This is a genomic window from Hymenobacter sp. BT188, from assembly GCF_014333585.1.
Lineage (GTDB): Bacteria > Bacteroidota > Bacteroidia > Cytophagales > Hymenobacteraceae > Hymenobacter.
This window is the reverse complement of the sequence record NZ_JACSCW010000005.1, coordinates 161,270-182,185: the sequence shown is the minus strand read 5'-3', so window position 1 is coordinate 182,185 and position 20,916 is coordinate 161,270. Positions and strand designations below refer to the sequence as shown.

At 57.7% G+C, this 20,916-nt stretch carries 12 protein-coding genes; 3 read left to right on the top strand and 9 right to left on the bottom strand.

Going from position 1 to position 20,916, the window contains the following annotated elements; all coding sequences use genetic code 11:
* Positions 1–32: 32 nt before the first annotated feature.
* The 3 genes from H8B13_RS15570 to fumC all read right to left on the bottom strand — a co-directional run bounded on the left by H8B13_RS15570 (position 33) and on the right by fumC (position 4,840).
* On the bottom strand, positions 33–1,997 hold the full coding sequence (locus H8B13_RS15570) for a prolyl oligopeptidase family serine peptidase (protein ID WP_187311744.1): 1,965 nt from the start codon (positions 1,995–1,997) through the stop codon (positions 33–35).
* Positions 1,998–2,296: 299 nt separating this feature from the next.
* Positions 2,297–3,364, bottom strand: coding sequence for a DHH family phosphoesterase (locus tag H8B13_RS15565; RefSeq protein ID WP_187311743.1), 1,068 nt, complete (start codon positions 3,362–3,364; stop codon positions 2,297–2,299).
* Between the two features lie 72 nt (positions 3,365–3,436).
* Complete coding sequence (fumC, locus tag H8B13_RS15560; protein WP_187311742.1) at positions 3,437–4,840, bottom strand: class II fumarate hydratase; 1,404 nt, start codon at positions 4,838–4,840, stop codon at positions 3,437–3,439.
* Between the two features lie 168 nt (positions 4,841–5,008).
* Here fumC and H8B13_RS15555 point away from each other — a divergent pair, with 168 nt between their 5' ends.
* Positions 5,009–5,392 carry a dodecin family protein gene (locus H8B13_RS15555; RefSeq protein WP_187311741.1) on the top strand — a complete coding sequence of 128 codons (384 nt, stop codon included), beginning with the start codon at positions 5,009–5,011 and terminating at the stop codon, positions 5,390–5,392.
* Between the two features lie 114 nt (positions 5,393–5,506).
* On the opposite strand, the gene H8B13_RS15550 is transcribed toward H8B13_RS15555, so the two are convergent.
* The 6 genes from H8B13_RS15550 to H8B13_RS21300 all read right to left on the bottom strand — a co-directional run bounded on the left by H8B13_RS15550 (position 5,507) and on the right by H8B13_RS21300 (position 17,968).
* On the bottom strand, positions 5,507–6,937 hold the full coding sequence (locus H8B13_RS15550; protein ID WP_187311740.1) for a TonB family protein: 1,431 nt from the start codon (positions 6,935–6,937) through the stop codon (positions 5,507–5,509).
* Between the two features lie 19 nt (positions 6,938–6,956).
* Positions 6,957–7,583: an RNA polymerase sigma factor gene (locus H8B13_RS15545; RefSeq protein WP_187311739.1), complete on the bottom strand. Its 627-nt coding sequence runs from the start codon at positions 7,581–7,583 to the stop codon at positions 6,957–6,959.
* Between the two features lie 294 nt (positions 7,584–7,877).
* Complete coding sequence (locus H8B13_RS15540) at positions 7,878–10,550, bottom strand: M14 family metallopeptidase (protein ID WP_187311738.1); 2,673 nt, start codon at positions 10,548–10,550, stop codon at positions 7,878–7,880.
* A 346-nt stretch (positions 10,551–10,896) separates the two neighbouring features.
* Entirely contained in the window at positions 10,897–13,185 is a 2,289-nt protein-coding gene (locus H8B13_RS21310; protein ID WP_261990410.1) for an ATP-binding protein, read from the bottom strand.
* A gap of 3 nt (positions 13,186–13,188) precedes the next feature.
* Positions 13,189–15,558: an ATP-binding protein gene (locus H8B13_RS21305; protein ID WP_261990409.1), complete on the bottom strand. Its 2,370-nt coding sequence runs from the start codon at positions 15,556–15,558 to the stop codon at positions 13,189–13,191.
* A gap of 13 nt (positions 15,559–15,571) precedes the next feature.
* Positions 15,572–17,968: an ATP-binding protein gene (locus tag H8B13_RS21300; RefSeq protein ID WP_261990408.1), complete on the bottom strand. Its 2,397-nt coding sequence runs from the start codon at positions 17,966–17,968 to the stop codon at positions 15,572–15,574.
* 892 nt (positions 17,969–18,860) lie between these two features.
* On the opposite strand from H8B13_RS21300, the gene H8B13_RS15520 reads away from it, so the two are divergent.
* Complete coding sequence (locus H8B13_RS15520) at positions 18,861–19,715, top strand: prephenate dehydratase (protein ID WP_187311737.1); 855 nt, start codon at positions 18,861–18,863, stop codon at positions 19,713–19,715.
* Positions 19,716–19,732: 17 nt separating this feature from the next.
* Complete coding sequence (locus H8B13_RS15515; protein ID WP_187311736.1) at positions 19,733–20,914, top strand: pyridoxal phosphate-dependent aminotransferase; 1,182 nt, start codon at positions 19,733–19,735, stop codon at positions 20,912–20,914.
* Positions 20,915–20,916 lie beyond the last annotated feature (2 nt).

The following is a 20,916-nucleotide window of genomic DNA, read 5'->3' as shown; positions in this document are numbered from 1 at the left end:
GTTGAAAAGCAGCTATTACCAGCAAACCGCCCCTATTTGGCTTGCTCACTCACTAAGTATTGCTCAATGAACTCCGACATGGCCGCCGACTGATAATCACGGTTACTTTTTTTACGGAATCCGTGACCTTCGTCTTTCGCCATGAGGAAATAGACGTCGTTGCCGTTTTTCTTGAGGGCTGAGAGCATTTGTTCGGCCTCGGTGTAGGGCACACGCGGGTCATTTTGGCCCTGCACAATCATCATCGGCTTCGTGATTTTCTGCACATTGTTCAGGGGCGCAATCTTCTGCATATAGGCCCGCATGGCCGGGTCCCGCTCGTCGCCGTACTCGGCCCGCCGCAAGTCGCGGCGGTACTCTGAGGTGCTTTCCAGAAAGGTCACGAAGTTGCTAATACCCACCACATCAATGCCAGCGCGCAGGCGGTTATTGAAGTTAGTCATGCAGGCCAACACCATGTAGCCGCCATAGGAGCCACCGTACACAGCCACGCGGCCCGCATCGAGGTCCGGTTGTGTCGCAATCCAGTCGAGCAGCTTGCCGATGTCCTGCACCGAATCTTCACGCTTCATGCCGTTGTCGGCCGCTAGGTAGGTTTTGCCGTAGCCCGATGAGCCGCGTACGTTGGGGAAGATGACCGCCACCCCCAACTCCTGCACCATGTACTGAGTAGATGGGTCGAAGCCGGGCCGAGCTTGTCCCTCTGGTCCACCATGAATATTGATAATAACGGGCAGCTTGCCCTTGCGGCTAGCAGGCTTGTACACGAAAGCCGGAATCTGACGCGGCTGTCCATTTATTTGGTCAAAAGTAGGGTAGCGCACCAGCGAGGGCTCTACCAGAGTAGCCGGATTCAAGCCCCCGATTTCGCTTTGTGTCCAGCGCGTAGTTTGGTTGCCTTTTAGCGCCAGCGAGTACACATCACCGGCAGTCTTGGCGTTGGAAAAGGTGTAGCCCAGCCGCTGCCCATCACGACTGAACTTAAGCCCGCCGATCAGGCCCTGGGGGACATTTTTCACTCGCTCGTATTTGCCGGTTTTGGTGGTCAGCAAGTACAACTCGCTGAAGCCATCGGCATTCACTGTAAAAGCCAGCAGGTCGCCTTTGGGGGTCATTTCCATTTCGTCTACGTCCCAGCTGATGCCGGCTGTGAGCGGCGTTTGCTGCTTGGTAGCCAGGTTATAGTAGCGCAAAGTATGAAACTCTGTGCCCTCATCGCTGACTAAGTATAGGCCCTTGCCATCCTCGCTAAACAGCGCCGAACCGTAGGATATTTTTTCGTTTTTGGGATTGAGAGGTGTGGCTTTACCTGTGGCCACGTCCAGCAGAAACAGGTGGCTTTCGTTAGCCGATATATACTCCTGCGCCACGATGGTTTGGTCGTCGGGACTCCAGTCGGCGGCGTTCCAAGAACCGCTTACTTCCAGCAGGCGCTTCTCGGCTTTAGGGTTGCCCACTGGGGCCATGTACAAATCATAGTCGCGGCCGTTGCGACGGGTGCTGTTGTATACATACCGGTCGCCGCGGGTGCTCCACAGCACGCCTCCGTTCTGGCTTTTGCCATCAGTAAGCAGGGTGTACTGGCCAGTGGCACGGTCGAACCAGTAGTTTTGGCGATTTTCATTGCCACCTACATCCTTAGAAAATACGAAGCCATTGTGCTTAGGATCGGGGCTCACGGAGGCGCCGCCCACAGGCTCGGGAAAGAACGTTAGCTGGCGCCGGTCGGCACCGGGCGCCGCTACGTGGTGCACCTGCGCGGCATCGCCAAAGCGGGTGCTGATATAAATACCGCCTTGGTGGTCCCAATCGAGCAAGCCAGCTGAGCGGGCATTCTGGTAAGCGTTCAGTCGTTCGCGTAAGGCAGGCGTAGGCGTCGGAATCCGTTCGATAACCAGATTTCCCTCCTCTCGGCGGGCCGGACTCACAGTGGTGGGTTGCTGGGCCAGCGCGCCTAAGGGCAGTAGCCATAGTAGACTAAGTAAGGGTCTTTTCATAAATGGGGCAGGTGGAAACTTGGTTAAAGCAAGATGTTTATGGACTCAAGTAAGGTACATCTAAATTCCCTGGTATCTAACTACTTATTCAAGCTGCTGCCACGCGAGCAATACCGTGTCCATAGACAAAATAAAAGCCCCCCGCTCATAGCGGAGAGGCTTTCAAGGCAGGCAGAAGTTGATGTTCAAAGGGCTGTAGCGGCCAACAATTTGACTAGAGCTCTTCGGGTATTAGGTGCGCGCTTTGCGTATGAGGAGTGGAGGACGATAGAATTCAAACATAGCTCATAGAGCTTTATTCACTCCGTAAACCCCAGCCCTTGCAACAACAACTTATACTCAGCAGGTGGTAAATGCCCCCCACTAGCCTGCGGGTGACCATGAGCAAAGTTAGCGGGCGGGGTAGCGCCAATTCGGGCAAACGCCGCCCGCAGCATATTCGGAATATGGAGGTCGCGGCTGGCAGCCCGCCCCGATATAGCCACGGCACCATCGGGCAAGTAGCCAAGGTTAGCACATAGCACCACTCTATCGGGCAGGCGCTGAATCCATTGCTGGGCAACGAGCGGGTGAATCTGGCAGGGCGAATCAATGGTGATAATTGCCACTGGCGCGGCGTCAGGCCCTTTGGGCGGGAACTTGGGGGGCATTTTGCGTGCGATGGCCAAGGCTGCGGCTACTTCTGCGCGGTAGGCGGCCAATGTTTCGTCTTGAGCCAGACCACGCGGGTTATCATCGTGCAGCAAATACTGCAAGGGCAAATCTAGGTCAAAGGCGCCCGCGCGACGAGCGGCATTGCACATAGCTACGGCCTCCTTGAGCCACTTGGCGGTATGCTGCTTTTTGGTTTCGGCCAGCGGCGGCCACTGCGCTTGGTCGCCCAAATCGGAAATAATTCCGATGGCCGCCACCCAGCGCAAGTCGGTCATGTCGGTTTCGGCGGCCAGCAGCTCATAGGCCAGCCAAGCCGAGCAGGGAACGGGCTCCAGGCCGTAGCCGGTGAGCACGGTAGCACCGGCCGGCGGCTGACCTTCGGGAATGTGATGGTCCACGTAAAGCACAGGTATGCCGTCTGTTTCCAAGGTGCCATTTTCATGCACACCCAGGTCAGTGACAATAAGGGCATCAGGCTCGAAGGCCAACAGCTTCTCGCGCACCGCAGGCGTTAAAAAGGCGTTTTCACCCTTACCAGAGGGCAAAACTTCCACTTCCCAACTGGCATTAATTCGGTTTAGTCCGCGCCCAAATAAGCCCCCCGCAGCCAGTCCGTCCGCATCAAAATGGCAAAACACGACTACGCGGCCGGCATCAGGAATCTGGTCAAGAAAGGCACGAAATGGCGCAACGAATTGGGGATAGGCAGACATGAAAACGGGCGCCCAGCCTGATAGCTGGTCGCCCGTTGTTCGTAGACTCACTCAACAAGGTTGTAGCGTGGGCTACTTCTTTATCTCGCCCACCATATCCTCTGGCTTCAGCCACTCATTAAACTGCTCTTCGGTGAGGTAGCCGAGCTTGAGCGCCGTTTCCTTGAGGGTGCTGCCTTCGCGGTGGGCAGTTTGGGCAATTTCGGCCGCTTTGTAGTAGCCGATGTGAGGGTTCAGGGCCGTTACCAGCATCAGGGAGCTGTTTACGTGCTTCTTGATGTTCTCTTCGATGGGTTTGATGCCTTCCGCGCACTTATCATTAAACGACACGCACACATCACCGATGAGGCGGGCCGAGTGCAGGAAGTTGTAGATCATCAGAGGCTTAAACACGTTCAGCTCGAAGTGGCCGTTCATGCCGCCGATGTTGATGGCTACGTCGTTGCCCATCACCTGCGCGGCTACCATAGTCATAGCCTCGCTCTGGGTGGGGTTTACTTTGCCGGGCATAATGCTGGAGCCGGGCTCATTATCAGGAATATACAGCTCGCCAATGCCAGCGCGCGGGCCGGAAGCCAACAGCCGAATGTCGTTGGCAATCTTCATTAGGCTGGCGGCTACCGTTTTCAAAGCGCCGTGCGCCTCCACAATGGCGTCGTGAGCGGCCAAAGCCTCAAACTTATTTTCGGCTGTCACAAAGGGTAGACCTGTTAGGTCAGCAATATGCTTGGCAACGTTTTCGGAGTAGTTGGGGGGCGTATTGATGCCCGTACCGACGGCTGTACCGCCCAAGGCCAGCTCCGACAAGTGAGCCAGCGTGTTTTTGATAGCCCGCAAGCCGTGGTCGAGCTGCGATACGTAGCCCGAAAACTCCTGGCCTACAGTTAGCGGCGTAGCGTCCATGAGGTGGGTGCGGCCAATTTTCACCACATGCATATACTCCTCCGACTTCCGCTTAAGTGTGTCGCGCAGCTTCTCAATGCCGGGCATCGTCACTTCCACCAGAATCTTGTAGGCCGCGATGTGCATGGCCGTGGGGAAGGTGTCGTTCGAGCTTTGCGACTTGTTTACGTCGTCGTTAGGAGCCAAGGCTTTCTTCTCGTCGCTGAGCTGGCCACCCTGCAATACGTGGCCGCGGTAAGCTACCACCTCGTTCACATTCATGTTCGACTGCGTACCCGAGCCGGTTTGCCACACCACCAGCGGAAACTCCGCGTCCAGCTTGCCCTCCAGAATCTCGTCGCACACGCGACCAATCAGCTCGGCTTTTTCGGCTGATAATACGCCGGCGTCGCGGTTGGTGAGGGCGGCGGCTTTCTTCAGATAGGCAAAGGCGCGGATGATTTCCTTCGGCATTCGGTTGATATCCTGAGCAATGCGAAAGTTATCAATGGAGCGCTGGGTTTGGGCGCCGTAGTAGGCGTCGGCGGGCACCTGTACGGGGCCCATGGTGTCTTTCTCGGTGCGAAAATTCATGAAGCGGAATGCTGAGGTGGCAAATTGGTTCGAGGGGGTAAAAGTACGTAACGCCGGGTCGGGGGGCAATGTTAGGACTCAGCCAGTCAACGCGCGCTTGCGTACAACCCTTCTGGCTCCCTTCGGAGTCGTTCTAAAGCTCTTTTCCACCTCCAAACGCCCCAAGCTATGAGTAGCATCAAAAAAGTAATTGAAGTACTGGCCAGCTCCGACAAAAGCTTCGAAGACGCCCTCCAGCGCGCCCTTACCGAAGCCAGCACCACGCTCAAGGGCATCCGCTCGATCTACATCAAAGACCAGAGCTGCAAAGTGCAGGACAACCGGATTGTGGAGTACCGCATCACGGCCAAAATTACCTTCGAGGTGCTGCACAAGTGGAACGCTGGCGCCATTGGCAGCGCCGAAACTGAGCAAGCCGAAACGCCCGGAACCGGCGGTGGCACTCCCGATTACAGTCACGTAGAAATGAAAACTCAGCCCGACCTGCCCCGCGAAGTAGAGCCCGGTGGCAGCGCTACTGCCTCCGAAAGCGGTGGTGGCTACAGTGGCTAAAAAGTAAGTTGAACCAGAAAAAAGCCCCCCCAGAGTTCGTCTGGGGGGGCTTTTTTGTTGAGTCTTAACTTGAAAATGAATCAGTCAGTCGTAGCACCACGGCCGCCATAATTTCTATAAACGAAACGGCACCGTAATACGCACCTGCTGAGCTGTACGGCGTCCCCCGATAATGCCCGGAAACCAGGCCGGTCCTTCGCGCACCAGGCGCATGGCTTCTTCGTCGCACTCCTTGCTCAGGCTGCTCACGACTTTCAAATCCTCAATAGCACCGCTGGCAGTTACCGTGAATCGTAGTTTCACCGTTCCCTGCGTACGATCTCGCAAAGCCTTTTCGGGGTATTTCAACTCCTCTTTTAAGTATTCGTGAAAAGCTGGTAGGCCTCCTGCTGGCGCGGGACCAACGGTTGGTGGCGCGGGCATTTTGCCTTTGCGTGTCACTACCACTTCGCTGAGGCTCCTGGTATCGGAGGCGAGGGCCAGGGTGAGCGGAGCACTTGGATTGGTCAGCTTATATTCTCTTGTCTGATAACCGATAGAGGCAATCGTCAGGGTCGATTGGCTATCGGTTACGGGCAGCGCGAAGGAGCCGTCGGCCTGGGTACTCACACCTTGCTGGGTGCCTTTCACCAGCACCGTCACCCCAGGCAATCCTTCACCGGAGCGCTGGTCTGTAATTCGGCCTCGAACCATGCTCATGCTTGAACCCGGAGCATTGCTTGCCAAAGACCGCGCATCGCTACTGGGGGGCATTTTTGCAACTTGCTGGCCTGAGTCGGCAGGGGGGGCAGCAGTGGGCGCTGTAGCTCGAGCCAGAGAAGTACGTGCCCGGTCGGGTGGGAGAGGGGCGGAAGCGGAAGCAACTGTCGGCGCTTCGGCCGCCCCCGCTAAGTTTGGGGTAGAAGTACTATCCGATACTACTTTATCTTTCCGATCAGAAGACTCGGTTCTTATCGCTGCTATACCAGCATTGACCGATTCAGCCATACGAGCCGAGCGGGTACGACCAGCTGCTCTTAATTGAGCGGAAGCCACTGCCCGCGATGGCACCAACCGAGTCAATTCAGGTTCTGACGCATCAGCTGCCACTATCTCCGCTGGCATCGGCTTCGATTCCATCGCCTCCACCTCGGGTTGGGGCGCTGGCGGCGTCATTGTCTTTTGTTGTGCTTCTATCTCTTCCCTGCGCATTACCGTTGCTACCGGCTCCGATTGCGCCTCGGTTTTGGATTGATTGAGCCGCCAGCCAACGATGCTAGCTATTAGTAATAACACGACGCTGGCCATTTGCAGCCAAGGCCAATCTGCCGCTGACTTCCGGCTGATATCCGGCGCTACGCGAGTGCGCAGGCGACTTTGTAGGTCGGTTAGGCTGTGGTCGGTGGTAGCGGCGTCGGCCATCTCCAGGCCTTCCAATACTTCGGCACAGCGCTGACAATCAAGGGTGTGTGCCTCCACGCGGTGCTGATCGGCTGGCGCTGGCGTACCGGCCACGTACTGCCGCAGCAAGGCCACAGGCAGGTGCCCACCGGGTTCGGGGGGCAAAAGTGGAGAAGGTAGCTGGTCAGTGGGCCGCATCAGGAGAAGAAGACTCTAAGTATCGTTTGAGGTTGCGCTTGCCGTTTTGCAGGTGACTTTTTACTAAGCCCAGTTCGAAGCCGGTGATGGTAGCGATGGTACGATAACACTGCTTTTCGAGGTAAAACAGTTCCAAACATCGTCGCTGACCGGGTGGCAGCTCAGCCAGGGCGAGTTCCAAGGCTTGCAGGCGTTCTTCGGTCAAAGCAGCTTCGTCGGGGTCATCAGGAGGTAGATGCGCGGCCACCGCCGATTCCATACCGACTGCATCCGGAAAGTGCAACACGAGCGCGCCGCCATTCGGACCTGCGCGCTGTCGGGCGCGCAAAATCATCAGACAGTGATTGCGAGCTGTGGTATGCAGCCAAGCTGGAAAGTTATCGACCTCGTGCCGCTGTAGGCTTTCCACCAGCTTTTCAAATAGCTGCATCACCGCGTCTTTCGCATCGTCCTCATCGCGCAGGTAGCGCCGACAAATAGCCAGCACTGCTACCATATGTCGCTCATAAAGAACACCTAAGTCGGCCACATTACCGTGTTGCCGGTAGCGCACCAGCAACTCCGCATCGGCTAACGCGGCAGGCAACTCAGGACGACGGCGTTTGAAGAACATAAGGTGCAGAGCAGGCAGCCAATGAAGCGGGAAGCTACTGCTTGGGGGGCAGAGTTCCGCCTTGGCGCGCTGAGTGAGTCATGGAAGAACTTTTTGGGCCTATTAAATTAAGTCGTCATGAAGAGCGGGTTCACAATCTGAAGTGTAACATAGAAAAGCCGCCAAGAACCGCCATACTGGGCAACTCTTAGCGGCTTTTCAATTCTGAATAGAACGGCCTATATCATCCCTATCAGCAGAAAGCTCTCAACTCGAAAAGCAGTCATTAACACTAAACAGGATGAAGCCTCAAAATTACTCCTCACTTGGGATTGGGCTGCCGGCACGCATGAATTGCCCGAAAAAGATGCTGTTTAAAAACAGCTTGTTGGTGCCGTACCAGAATGCCCGAAAGTTGGGATTATCTATCAAGGAAATAACACGACCAGCGCCGACGTCGGCAATATCCACAGCGGCGGTGCTGCGTAGCTTCCGCTCGTTCGCTTTAGAAATGAATCCGCTGGCTAAAGGCTGGGCGGTATACATCAGCGGATTGGCATAAGGACTAGCCGAGCGCTCCATGAATACGGTATGGTCGCGAAACAAGAATACATCGGGACTGTCGTAGCCGTAGCCTAGCGGGTGCGTCAAATCGAGGCGGGCATGAAAGATAGAGCCCGGAATTTCCTGAGCGCTAGAAGTATTACGCATGCTCACATACGGCTGCTGGGGGGCAATCCTTGGCTGGGGCGGTGCTGCAGGGGAGGCTACCTTAGGAGTAGGAGGCCCCGACGTACCGGCTCCGGCCGCCACTTCTGGGGCGACAGGTGTCGGTATGGAGCCAACGGCTTTAAACTTAGCGGTAGAAAGTCCATTGTCGGCTAGCCACTTAGCTCCTCTACCAAGGGCTAGCAACGTGTTGCCCCGCTGTACCCACGTGCGCAATTTCTCGCGAGTAGGAGCAGAAATGCCGTTGTAAATTCCATCCGACATGACAATAACCGTGTACCTGTCCAGATTAACGCGGTCTAGTGCTTCGGGAGCAACAAGGCTCGGCGTCATGCCGAAGCGTTGATCGAGCAGGTGCCACGCTTCACCTACCTCAGCTGGGCTCACCCCCGTACCAGCCAGCAGCATAATTTCGGGTTTTTTCAAGGTCAGAAAGTTTGCGCTACCCAGCTTTAGTCCCTGCTCCGACAAGCCAGTGGTAATGCCCACCACGTCGAGGCCATTTTCCGCGGCTACTCGTTGCATGAGGGCGTAAAGGGTGTCGGCGGAAACTGTTTGCAAACCCGCTGGCACCAGAATGCTGCCGTAATCCATTTTCTGGGTGCCGATGTAAAACGGCTCGGTGGCTACTTTCACCGTCACTTTGCGGGCCAGCAGGGTATTTAGGGCTCGAGGAGCATAATAGCCGTGCCAGCTAAAGGCATACGCGTAGGCAGTTTTATCGCCCACTAATCGGCCCGTTGGAAAACTAATGCTGTCGAGGCGCTGGCCTAGTAAGCCCGATTTAGGGGCTTTGGTCACGGAGGCAGTGGCTAGTCCAAACGCGTGAGGCAGAGTCCAAGCGGAGATATCATAGAAAATACTGTCCTGAAACTTCGTACGCTCCTCGAACATAGACTGAATCAGCCGAAACTGGGGCTGATCGGTGGGCACTATATAAGCATTGGAGGGCGTAAAAGTGTGGCCATCCAGCTTCAGGGGGCTTTTGGGGCGATATATGGCAATCTGGTGCTGGTGAATAATACGAGCCAGCTCGGAGGAGCGCGCAGGATCCTGATCGGCACCAAACACGTAGGCTTGCACACCCTGATCACGCGCTTCGCGTGCTGCTTGTTGGTAAAAGTCGCGCTGGTAAGTCAGCAAATCGACCCGCATCGCTTGCACGGCTGCAATGGACGAGAGCGTAGTGGCTACCTGGTTGCGAATGGCGAAGGGAAAGCGCAACACGCCGTTCACGCTTTCTTGGGCGTGGCCTCGGGTGCTGGCCTGCTCAAACAAGATGCCTACGGCCCCATTCACGTCGGGATAGGTTGAGCCCTTGCCGTAGTAGAAGTCATCGTATCCTTCTTCTGTAAAGTACAGGGAGCCAATCTTATCCAAAGCTTTAGCGTGGTAGCCAGCAATGCTTTTTGTGAGTTCGAAGTTGCGGTTCGGAGTAAGAGGGTGCTTGCGCGCAGGTACGCCGGGCTGAAAGAAGAACGTGGAATTGGTGCCCATCTCATGGTGATCCGTCAGCAGATTGGGCTTCCAGGCATGGAACTGCTGGAGGCGCCCCCGTGACTCGGGGTGCTGAAGCGGCAGCCAGTCCCGGTTGAGGTCAAACCAGTAATGATTGAAGCGTCCGCTGGGCCAGGTTTCGTTTTGCTCCTGGTTATTGGGGTCGGTTACAAGCGTTTTGCTACGACGCGAGTTTACCCAACTGGCAAACCGGCTCATACCGTCAGGATTGATGCTGGGGTCTACCAGAATCACCGTGTTGCGCAGCGTTTGATCGATGTCTGAGCCCTGGGCCGCTGCCAGATAATACACGGCTAGGAGAGAGGCGTTGGTGCCGCTAGGCTCATTGCCGTGCACGCTATATCCCATCCAGAGCACAGCCGGCATCCGGCTGATATCCAGCCGACCTGATGCGGCCGGGTCGGTTAGCTGATGGTGCTGCGCCTTGATTTGCGCGATGTTGCGCTGGTTTTCGGGTGAGGTAATCGTCAGTAATACCAGCGGCCGGTGCTCATGCGTGCGAGCGTATTCCGTGAGCGTAACCCGGTCGGAGGCCGCATCCACGGCCCGCATATACATGAGCAACTGGTCGTGGCTCACGTGCCATTCTCCCACTTCATAGCCCAGCACCGAGGCCGGCGTTGGGATGGCTGGGTTATAGGTAACTGTCTGGGGCAGGTAATACGCCAGATTGGATTTGGTTTGAGCTAAGGCTGGAAGCGATGCTAGCAAGAGCAGCAGCAAACCGTAATACTTTTTCATAGTTGAGGAAGGAAGAAGATGAGCTTAAAATCACCCTCGAGTGTGCAGAATGCAAGTGGTGGGAGCAAAATTTGCCCCCCGTCAATGGCTCGTTGACAAGTGGTCTCTTTACTGCGTTCGGAATATTGAGCGGGAATTGGTACGGGCTTTAAAGCCTGTTTTTCCAGTCTCCCATAATAGTCAGTAGGCTTTCGGCCGGAGCAGTTTGTAGGTTTTGGCATAGAGTAGTGTTCAGGAACTTGGCGAGGTGAGAAACTATATCAGAGCCTTTAATATAGCAGATTGGCAGATGTACCAGTAGTGAAAATAGCGGCTGCAAGCCCCCACACTTAGTTTAGAGCACAAGCTACACGGGCAGGGTGATAATAAATGTCGTGCCGCGGCCTTCCTGGCTTTCGACGCTGAGCGTGCCACCATGGCCCTGGGCAATAATGTCATAGGAGAGGGAAAGACCCAGACCCGTACCCTCCCCCGTTGGCTTGGTGGTAAAGAAGGGCTGGAAGATTTTCGCCTGGACGCTCTCGGGCATACCGGTGGCGTTGTCTTCTACCCGAATTTCCACGTGTTTCCCTCCGTGTTTTGTGCTCACCCGGAGCGTCGGCGTAAAATCCTGCTCGCTTCCCTGCTGCCGCGCATGTAGAGCGTAGAAGGCATTGCTGTAGAGGTTGAGCAACACCCGCCCCAGGTCGGCAGCTACGAGGTTTGTTAAAGGTATCTGGGGGGCAAAATCCGTGATTACCTCGACCTCAAACAATGGCGTTTTCGTGCGCTGCCCCTGGTAGGCTAGGCGCAGGTATTCCTCACACAGCGCATTGATGTTGGTCGGAATTCGCTCCCCGCTGCTGGGACGGGCGTGCTCGAGCATGCCGCGTACAATACTGCTGGCCCGTTGCCCGTGCTGGCGGATTTTGGTCAGGTTCTCCGTCACGTCTCCGGCCAGGGCGGCCACCTCCTCGCCATCGCCCCCTAGGTGGGCTTCCTGCAGCTCCAACATCAACTCCGTACTCACGTCCGAGAAGTTAGTCACGAAGTTCAAGGGGTTCTGAATCTCGTGGGCGATACCGGCTGTGAGTTCCCCCAGCGAGGCCATCTTCTCTTTCTGAATCAGTTGGGCCTGGGTCGTGCGCAGCTCCGTCAGAGCCTGGGCCGTCTCGTCGCGTTGCCGCTCGAGTTGTTCATTGGCCCGCTGCTTGAGCCGGTTGCTGCGCCAGAGTAAAAACGAGAAGCCGGCAATCAGGCTTGCCCCACCCAATACCGCCCAGAGGATGTTCCGCTGACGGCGGGCACGGGCGGCGTCCTGCTGCTGGGCTTGCCGCAAGCCCGCAATGCGGGCCGTCTGGGCACGGTCGGCTTGCTCAATCTCGTAGCGGGCCACGTGCATCGCCCCTTCCTTGGTGTCCAGCGAATCCGCTAAGGCCAAAGCGGCGACGGCATAACGCGCGGCGGGAGCGGGCTTTCCCTGCTGCTGGTAAAAGCGCGTCAACTCCCGCAGGTAGGCCAGTCGCAGCGGGGTGCTGTGGGCCTGGCGGGCTTTGCCGTAGGCGGCGAGCCAGTGGGTTTCCGCCCGGTCCTGGTCGCCCGTAGCGACGTAGTACTGCGCCCAGGCTGCGTCCAGCTCCAGCGCGGCGGCCGTCGTGACCAGCGGCAGCCGCAGCGAATCGGCCAGGTGCTGGGCCTGGGGCAGCAGCCCGCCGGCTTCGGCCACGTGGCCTAAGGCGAGCAGTGACTGGCTTTTCAGCACCAAGGCGTATGCCTTGGCGTTCAGGATGCTACGCGCCGGGGCGGGTCCTGAACCGGCGGCGAAGGTGAGCACCTGGTCGGCCGCGCGCAGGGCGGCCGGGTAGTCCCGTTGCTGGAAGTATACATAGCCCAACAAGCGAAGATAAGTGCCCCGGTTGGTCCTGCTATTCCTGGTCCGGGTTGATAAGCGCAGGTAATGCAGGGCCTTGGCGTAGTTGCCCCATTTGGCGTAGCTGCCGGCCACACTCACCAGAAGGCCGTGGTAGAAGTTCGGGGAGACCGAGCGGCCTAGTTCCGCGGCCCGCAGGTACTGGCTGGTGGCTTGGTTGTAATCGCCCCGGTAGGTGTAGGAGCCGCCCAGGGCGTGATAGCACACAGCCAGGCTAATGGTGTCCCCGCTGCGCAGGTATTGAGCGCATTTAGCTTGGTAGTAAGCCAGGCGGGCGTCTTCGCGGTTGAGGGCGCTGAAGACCTCGCGCAGGCGGGCCAGAAGCCACGGCGCCGGCCGAGACAGCTGGTCGAAGGCCGTCACGGCCGCTTGCAGGCTGTCGAGCGCGGCGGCGGCCTCCACCTGTGTCCCGGCCAGCAGCAAGCGGTAGGCGCGGTGTTCCGGGCGGCGCAGGTGCTTGGTTAGCGCCACGACCGCGGCCAAGTCGGTCCCTGCCAGTTCCGAGGCGTACAACGAGCAATCGATTAGGTGCAGCAGGGTACGCAGCCGGGCCGTATCGGAGCGATGACCGCTGAGTACTTGGCGCAGCGAATCAGCGTCGGCTTCCCAGTAGCGGTGGCGGGCCGCCGATTGCACCGTTGTTTGCGCCCTCACTGGTCCGTAACTCAGCACCAATAGCCCGAGGACGAGCCACCCCGCCACTCGGCGCAAGAAGAAAACAGTCATACGCTAGAGGAGGAAAGTGATAGTGAAGGTGGTCCCGTGCCCTTCTTGGCTGTCCACCGTGAGGGCACCACCGTGGCCCTGAGTGATAATATCGTAGCTCAGCGAGAGACCTAAGCCCGTGCCTTCCCCCGGTGGCTTAGTGGTGAAGAAAGGTTGAAAGATTTTCGCTTGCACGGCGGCAGGAATGCCGGTACCGTTGTCTTGCACGCGGATTTCCACCTGTCCATTCACCCGCTTTGTCTCGACGCGCACGGTAGGCTGATACTCTGGCTCCCCTGCTTGCTGGCGCTGGCGCACGGCATAAAAGGCATTGCTGTAGAGATTGAGCAGCACCCGGCCTACATCCGTCCCGACCATCGTCACGGGGGGCAATTCGTCCCCGTAATCTGTGTGTAGCGTCACGTTGAAGCTTTTATCGGTGGCCCGCAGCCCTTGGTAAGCCAGGCGCAGGTACTCGTCGGCCAGGGCGTTCAGGTTCGTGGGTACCCGTTCCCCTTCACTGGTACGGCTGTGTTCCAACATGCCCTTGACGATGCCCGACGCCCGACGCCCGTGGTGACTGATTTTCGTCAGGTTCTGGGCTAAATCGCCGGCTAGTTCGGTTGCTTCGGCGGCGTCATTGACGGCTAGGGCTTCCTGGAGTTCTTCGACTAACTCCGCTGATACGTCCGAGAAATTGGTCACGAAGTTCAAGGGGTTCTGAATCTCGTGCGCAATGCCGGCGGTTAGCTCCCCCAAAGAAGCCATCTTTTCCTTCTGAATCAGTTGGGCCTGGGTGGCTCGCAGCTTCGTGAGCGAAGTGTCTAGTTGGTCGCGCTGGCTTTGCAATTCCTGTTTTTGCGTGGTAACGGCCGCATTTAGCTGATTGAGCTGCTCGTTGGCCCGCTGCTTGAGGCGGTTGCTGCGCCAGAGCAAAAAGGAGAACCCAGCAATCAGTCCAGCCCCACCTAGCACAGCCCACAGAATATTTCGTTGGCGGCGAGCACGAGCCGCTTCCTGCACTTGGGCTTGCCGCAGCGAGGCAATGCGGGCCTGCTGGACGCGGTCGGCCCGCTCGAACTCATACTGGGCGACGTGAAATGCCCCCTGCTGGACTGCCAGGGAATCGGTCAGGGCCAGCGCCGCCTGGGAGTAGCGGGCGGCCGGCACTGCTTTCCCTTGCCGGGTGTAGAAGTCAGCTAGCCCGCGCAGATACGCCAGCTGCAAGGGTACGCGCTTAATCTGTCGAGCCTTCGCGTAGGCCATGCGCCAGTAGGCTTCGGCCCGCGCCGGCTCATCCCGAGTCATGTAGTAGCGTGCCCAGCTGGCATCCAGCTCCAGGGCGCCGTCGGTGTTGTACAAGGCTAGCTGGAGCGAATCGGCCAGCTGCTGCGCCCGCGCTAGCAGGGGTCTCGCCTCACTCAGACGACCGAGGTTGAGCAAGAGCGCCCCTTTTAGGGCTAAGGAGTGAGCGTAATCCCCTGGCTGGCTGGCGACGTAGCGGCGAGTTGTGTCGGTGGGGGTGGCCTCCAGGGCCAGGTTGGCGTAGCGCAGGGCGGCGGGGTAGTCGTGCAACTGACGGTAGGCCTGAGCCATACCGCGGTAGATGAAGCTGTTCGTGTCGAACCCGGCGCGCGGGGGCAGGGCCGCGAGCACGGTCAGGGACTGACGCAGAAAGTGCAGGGCCTTGGTTGGGTTGCCCCAATCCGCGTACCAGGTGCCGGCCACTTGCAACTCGTTTGCCTGCAGATAACGGCTGAAGGTGCTGGCCAGGTCGGCAGCGCGCAGCATGTAGCTGATGCCTTGGTTATAGTCCCCCTGCCGCACGTGTTGACCCCCCAGGATACGATAGCACATGTACAGGTTCTCCCGTGCGCCGCGCCGTTGGTAGAGCGCCGCCTGGGCTTGGAAGAAGGCTACGTACGTCTCCGGAAGCTCGAGTGCCCTCATCAGCGGATACAGCCCATAAAGCACTCTCGGCACGGGTCGCCCTACTCGGTCAAACGCGGCGAGGGTCGCCCGGGCCGAGTCGAGTTGTTGGGCCAGCGGCGCTTTGGCCTGGGATAAGGTTAACCAGGCATAGGACAGCCGATACGCGGCAGCCTCGGGGCGCTGGAGCCGGCGCGTGAGCTGCACCAATTCCTGACTTATCGGGATTTTCTCGGCGACCGAGGTATAGCCTCCGAGGTCGTCCAAATGCATCAAGGTCCGCAAGCGAGCCGTGTCGGCGTGTTGGGTAGTCAGCAACTGCCGCAGCGAATCCAGTTTGGCATCCCAGTAGCGTCGCGAAAAGGTTTGAGCCGCCAGCGGACCGCTGGATAAGAGCAGGAACGTTAGCACCAGGCTCAAAAGCCCAGCGTCCTGTTTCAGCCGAGGTAGCGGAAAAGTTGACATAGATACTAAAGAACTAAGCGGGTAGGGTGATAGTGAAGGCCGAGCCCCGCCCTTCCTGGCTTTCGACGGCGAGTACTCCGCCGTGGCCCTGGGCAATGATATCGTGGCTTAGGGACAGGCCTAGTCCAGTTCCTTCCCCCGTGGGCTTGGTGGTGAAAAAGGGCTGAAAAATCTTTGCCTGCACGTCGGCCGGAATGCCGAGGCCGTTGTCCTGCACCCGGATTTTTACCTGTCCGTTCACTCGCTTGGTCTCGACGCTCACCGTGGGCTGATACCCGGCGTCGCCCCGTAGCTGGCGCTTTTGCACAGCGTAGAAAGCGTTGTTAAATAAGTTGAGCAGTACCCGGCCCACGTCCGCTCCCACGATTTCCACTGGAGCCAGGTCAGCCGCAAAATCCGTGTGCAGCGTGGCATTGAAGGTCTTGTCGGTGGCCCGCTGGCCTTGATAAGCAAGGCGCAGGTATTCCTCCGTCAAACGATTTAGGTCGGTGGGTTGGCGCTCTCCGGCGCTGGTGCGCGAGTGTTCCAGCATGCCGCGCACGATGCCCGCCGCCCGCTGTCCGTGCTGGGTAATTTTGACCAAGTTCTGCTTCAGGTCGCCCAGCAGCTCGGCTTCCAGCGCCGCGTCGCGGGCGGGGCGCTGCTGCTCTTCTTCCAGTTCCTCCACCAACTCGGCCGATACTTCGGAGAAGTTATTAACGAAGTTCAACGGGTTCTGAATTTCGTGGGCAATGCCGGCCGTCAGCTCACCTAGCGAAGCCATTTTCTCCTTTTGAATCAGTTGAGCCTGGGTGGCGCGCAGCTCCGTAAGCGACTTGTCGAGCTCGTCGCGCTGGGTTTGCAGTTCGCCCTTCTGACTGGTAACGGCTGCATTCAGTTGGTTGAGTTGCTCGTTGGCCCGTTGCTTGAGCTGGTTGCTCCGCCAGAGCAAAAACGAGAACCCCGCAATCAGTCCGGCCCCACCTAGCACAGCCCACAGAATATTCCGTTGGCGCCGAGCACGGGCAGCATCCTTCTGCTGGGCTTGCCGCAGCGAGGCAATGCGAGCCGTCTGCGCCTGGGTGGCTTGCTCAATCTCGTAACGGGCCTCGTGCAATGCCTCTTCCCGCGTGTCAAGCGAGTCCCCCAACGCTAAAGCAGCGACGGCATAGCGCGCCGCCGGACCAGGTTTTCCCTGCTGCTGGTAAAAGCGGGTCAGCTCCCGCAGGTAGGTCAGGCGTAGGGGCGTTCGTTGCGCTTGCCGGGCTTTGCGGTAAGCGGCGAGCCAGCGGGTTTCCGCCCGGGCGGCATCACCCGTGGCGACGTAGTACCGCGCCCAGGTGGCATCCAACTCCAGGTTACCAGCCGGGGCGTTTAGGGGCAACTGCATCGAGTCGACCAAATGCTGAGCCGCTAGGAGCAACGGCCCAGCTTTCTGCGGCTGTTGCTGGGCTAAGAGCACGGCCCCTCTCAGCGTGAAGGTGTAAGCTTTCTTTATGGCCAAAGGAGTTATTTCTGTTCCCGTTGGACGCCGCAGGGCTTGGTTGAGGGCGCGCAGGGCAGCTGGGTAGTCCTGCCGCTGTAGATACACCTCCGCCAAAGTTTTATAGCCAAAGAAGGGGTCGCCGCCCCAGCGGCGCTGCTCGGCCACCGACTGCTGGAGGTAATGCAGAGCTTTGTCCGTATTGCCCCACTGGGCGTAGATATCTCCGACTACGGCCAGCTGACCCGCGGCGGAACGTCGATTGAAGGTGCGATACAGCGCCACATGCGGCAGATAGTGGCTGATGGCTTGGTTGTAGTCGCCTTGGTACGCGTAGTAATTCCCCAAACCGAGGTGGCAGGCGGCCATGTTTTCGGTGGCCCCACGCTGACGGTAATAGGCCAGCTTGGTCTGGTAGTAAGTGCCCTTGGCCTCGTTCTGGTTCAGCTGGTTATAGAGCGTACGCATGACACTGAGCAGATGAGGCACGGGCTGACCCAGCCGGTCGAACTCCCCTACGGCGGCTTTCAGGCTGTCAAGGGCAGCCGCCACATCCTTCGCTTGGCGGAGCCGGTTTCCGGCCGCTTGCTGGCGGTAGGCACGCTGCTCGGGCTGGTGCAGTTGAGCACTGAGCAGGGCCAGTTCCGCCGTCTCTTCTACATTGGGGTTAGTCACACTCCACACGGGGGCTATATCGGCCAGGTGCATGAGCGTGCGCAGGCGGGCCGTGTCGGCGCGTTGGGTGGTCAACAACTGGCGCAGGGAATCGACGTCGGCTTCCCAGTAGCGGTAGCGAGCCGCCGCTGACGCTGGAGTTTGCGTCGCCACCGGCCCGGGGCCGGACAGAGGGGTAGTCGGTGAGGCGGCAGGGCCGGTAGACCGCTGGGCAGCCAATGGGGTGGGCAGGGTTAGTAGCGCGCAGGCCACTAGCAAAAGAAAGTAACGCATAGCAGCAATGACCACGCAGCGAGCAACTTCTCGTGGCTGGAATAAATCCAAGTTATGATTGGGTTTTAATGGAGCAAGCTAATCATTTACTCGGCGTATACCAGCAGAATATAAGACTCATTTTTAGCGGTTTGCTACCATTGGAACAGACCTTAGACATCGTGCTAAGCTGGAGAGGAAATACCACTTTATGAACGAGCTGACATGAGGCTGTCTTTAGTCTGTTGCCTCGATATAAGGGCCATTAGTAAGTGAGCATATTTAGCGGATGCTTATTCCGCTGTGTTGTCAATTAGAATCGAGTCGCCCCACACGTCCCTCTGCACAACGGCAGGTTGGCTCACCAGCTACGGCCTCCTATTCTAGGCTTTATTGACCTGTACTAAGAGGAAGGAAATATTGCACCTCTATTAGCTAGCTTGAAATTTCAGATAGCTACTACATCGTCTCATCAGGCATGCCAACGGAGGCTTATTCATAGCATAAGCGGCTTAGATCCAACCAATAAAAGCAGAAAAATTTGGTGCAAACTTGTTTTCCTGCTCGGGTTTCCTCAGATTTGGGCAGCTAAACGGCTACTTCCTTCATGCGCACGGCTTCCAATCGGTATTATCTTACCTCGTATTTTTTCTACGCCAGCGCGTAGAACCGAGGCCGCTTGCCCCACACCAACCCAGACCAACCAAGCGCCCCGGATTCCCGAGAGGCGCTTTTTTTATCTCCTGAGTATTCTTCAATCATGCAGTCCTTCACTTCTTTTTATTACGGCTTCTATTACTTCTTCTACCGGGAGAAACAGGGAGTCTTTTATACTGCTTAATCGAAAGAAGCAACAAAAAAGGCCCCCTGTATCCCAGGGGGCCTTTTTCATAGAAAAAAATTCAAGCACCTCATGACACCAACTATCGCCATTCAGGGCTTCGCTGGCAGCTTTCACCAGCTAGCCGCTCACCAGTACTTCGGCCCCGAAACCGCTGTGACGCCCTGCGCTACCTTTGCGGAGGTGGTGCGGCAGGTAGCACGCGGCACGGCAGCGGGTGGTGTGATGGCCATTGAGAACTCTATTGCTGGTAGTATTCTACCTAACTACAACCTGCTCCAACAATCCGCGCTGCGGGTAATTGGTGAGGTGTATTTGCCTATTCGGCAGCATCTGCTGTTGTTGCCCGGCCAAACTTTGGCTGATCTGCGGGAAGTTCACTCTCACCCCATGGCCCTGCTCCAATGCGCCGACTTTCTGAACCAGCACCCCGAGTGGAAGCTTGTGGAGACGGAGGATACAGCCCTGAGTGCTCAGCGCATCCGCGAGGGTCATCTGACGGGTATAGCCGCCGTAGCTGGTAAGGCCGCCGCCGAGCTTTTCGACTTAGAGATAGGAGTGGCTGATATCCAGTCGGTACCGGAAAACTACACGCGCTTTCTTATCATCAACACGGCCGAAAATGCCCCCCAGCCAACTACGGCCAATAAAGCGTCGGTGTATTTTCACACTTCCCACATGAAGGGCTCGTTGGCACGGGTACTCAACAAAATCGCCGACCACGACCTGAATCTCTCCAAGCTTCAATCCTTTCCCCAGCCTGGGCGCGCCTGGCAGTACTTCTTCCACGCCGACCTGGAGTTCGACCACGCCGACCAATTCCACGAAGTGCTTCAAGACTTAGAGCCACTCACCGAAGATCTGCGCGTGTTGGGACTTTATCAAAGAGGAGACCAGCAATTAACCGACTCAACACACGCCAGTTAGCAACTGTAATTACCACCATGAATATCTCCACCGCCGACCGCCTCCAGCACACAGGAGAATATTATTTCTCCCAAAAGCTGCGCGAAATCGAGGCTATGAACCAGGCGGGTGCCGCCGTCATCAACCTGGGCATCGGTAGCCCCGATTTGCCGCCGCATCCTAGTGTAATTGAGGCTTTAAGCACAACAGCCGCACAGCCGAATACTCACGCTTACCAAGGCTACCAGGGCAGCCCGGCTTTGCGCCAAGCCATGGCCGAGTGGTATCAGCGTGCTTACCAGGTGGAGCTAAACCCGGCCAATGAAATCCTGCCACTGCTGGGTTCTAAGGAAGGCATTATGCATATCAGCATGACGTTTTTGCAAGCCGGCGATGAGGTACTGATTCCCAATCCGGGCTACCCCGCGTACCGTGCTGCCGCCCAGCTTAGCGGCGCCACGCCCGTCGACTACGACCTGACGGCCGCCAATAACTGGCAGCCCGACCTTGACGCCTTAGCCCAGCGCGACCTGAGCCGAGTGAAGCTCATGTGGCTCAATTATCCGCACATGCCCACCGGCGCCCCCGCCGATATAGCGTTTCTAACGCGCTTGGTGACATTTGCTCAGCAGCATAATATTCTGCTGGTGCATGACAACCCGTACAGCTTTATTCTAAACGACAACCCACAGAGTTTGCTGGCGGTGCCGGGAGCCAGAGAAGTGGCCTTGGAGCTGAATTCGCTGAGTAAATCGCACAACATGGCTGGCTGGCGCGTGGGGTTGCTGGTGGGGCGGGCCGAATGGCTGCAACAGGTGCTACGCTTCAAGAGCAACCTCGATTCGGGCATGTTTCTGCCGGTGCAACGCGGGGCTATTGTCGCGTTGGGTCTGGGAGCTGATTGGTTTGAGCAGCTCAATGCTACGTATCGCGCCCGTCGCGAGCAGGTTTTTAACTTGCTCACCACTATTGGCTGCCAATTTGATCGGCAGCAAACGGGCTTGTTTGTCTGGGGGGCAATTCCGGCTGGCTACGCTGATGGATACGCTCTCAGCGACGAACTGCTGTACCAAGCCAAAGTGTTTATCACGCCGGGGGGCATTTTTGGCAGCAATGGCAACGATTTTATTCGGGTGAGCTTATGCCAGCCTGAAAGCGTACTGACTGCCGCCCTCGAACGCATCATCACGGCGCGAGCTTCCGCGCCTATTTTCCGATAAGA

Excerpts from the sequence above, each read along its gene's own strand:
- H8B13_RS15570 (WP_187311744.1), bottom strand. The coding sequence starts at position 1,997 with ATGAAAAGACCCTTACTTAGTCTACTATGGCTACTGCCCTTAGGCGCG.
- H8B13_RS15565 (WP_187311743.1), bottom strand. The coding sequence starts at position 3,364 with ATGTCTGCCTATCCCCAATTCGTTGCGCCATTTCGTGCCTTTCTTGAC.
- fumC (WP_187311742.1), bottom strand. The coding sequence starts at position 4,840 with ATGAATTTTCGCACCGAGAAAGACACCATGGGCCCCGTACAGGTGCCC.
- H8B13_RS15555 (WP_187311741.1), top strand. The coding sequence starts at position 5,009 with ATGAGTAGCATCAAAAAAGTAATTGAAGTACTGGCCAGCTCCGACAAA.
- H8B13_RS15545 (WP_187311739.1), bottom strand. The coding sequence starts at position 7,583 with ATGTTCTTCAAACGCCGTCGTCCTGAGTTGCCTGCCGCGTTAGCCGAT.
- H8B13_RS15540 (WP_187311738.1), bottom strand. The coding sequence starts at position 10,550 with ATGAAAAAGTATTACGGTTTGCTGCTGCTCTTGCTAGCATCGCTTCCA.
- H8B13_RS21310 (WP_261990410.1), bottom strand. The coding sequence starts at position 13,185 with ATGACTGTTTTCTTCTTGCGCCGAGTGGCGGGGTGGCTCGTCCTCGGG.
- H8B13_RS21305 (WP_261990409.1), bottom strand. The coding sequence starts at position 15,558 with ATGTCAACTTTTCCGCTACCTCGGCTGAAACAGGACGCTGGGCTTTTG.
- H8B13_RS21300 (WP_261990408.1), bottom strand. The coding sequence starts at position 17,968 with ATGCGTTACTTTCTTTTGCTAGTGGCCTGCGCGCTACTAACCCTGCCC.
- H8B13_RS15520 (WP_187311737.1), top strand. The coding sequence starts at position 18,861 with ATGACACCAACTATCGCCATTCAGGGCTTCGCTGGCAGCTTTCACCAG.
- H8B13_RS15515 (WP_187311736.1), top strand. The coding sequence starts at position 19,733 with ATGAATATCTCCACCGCCGACCGCCTCCAGCACACAGGAGAATATTAT.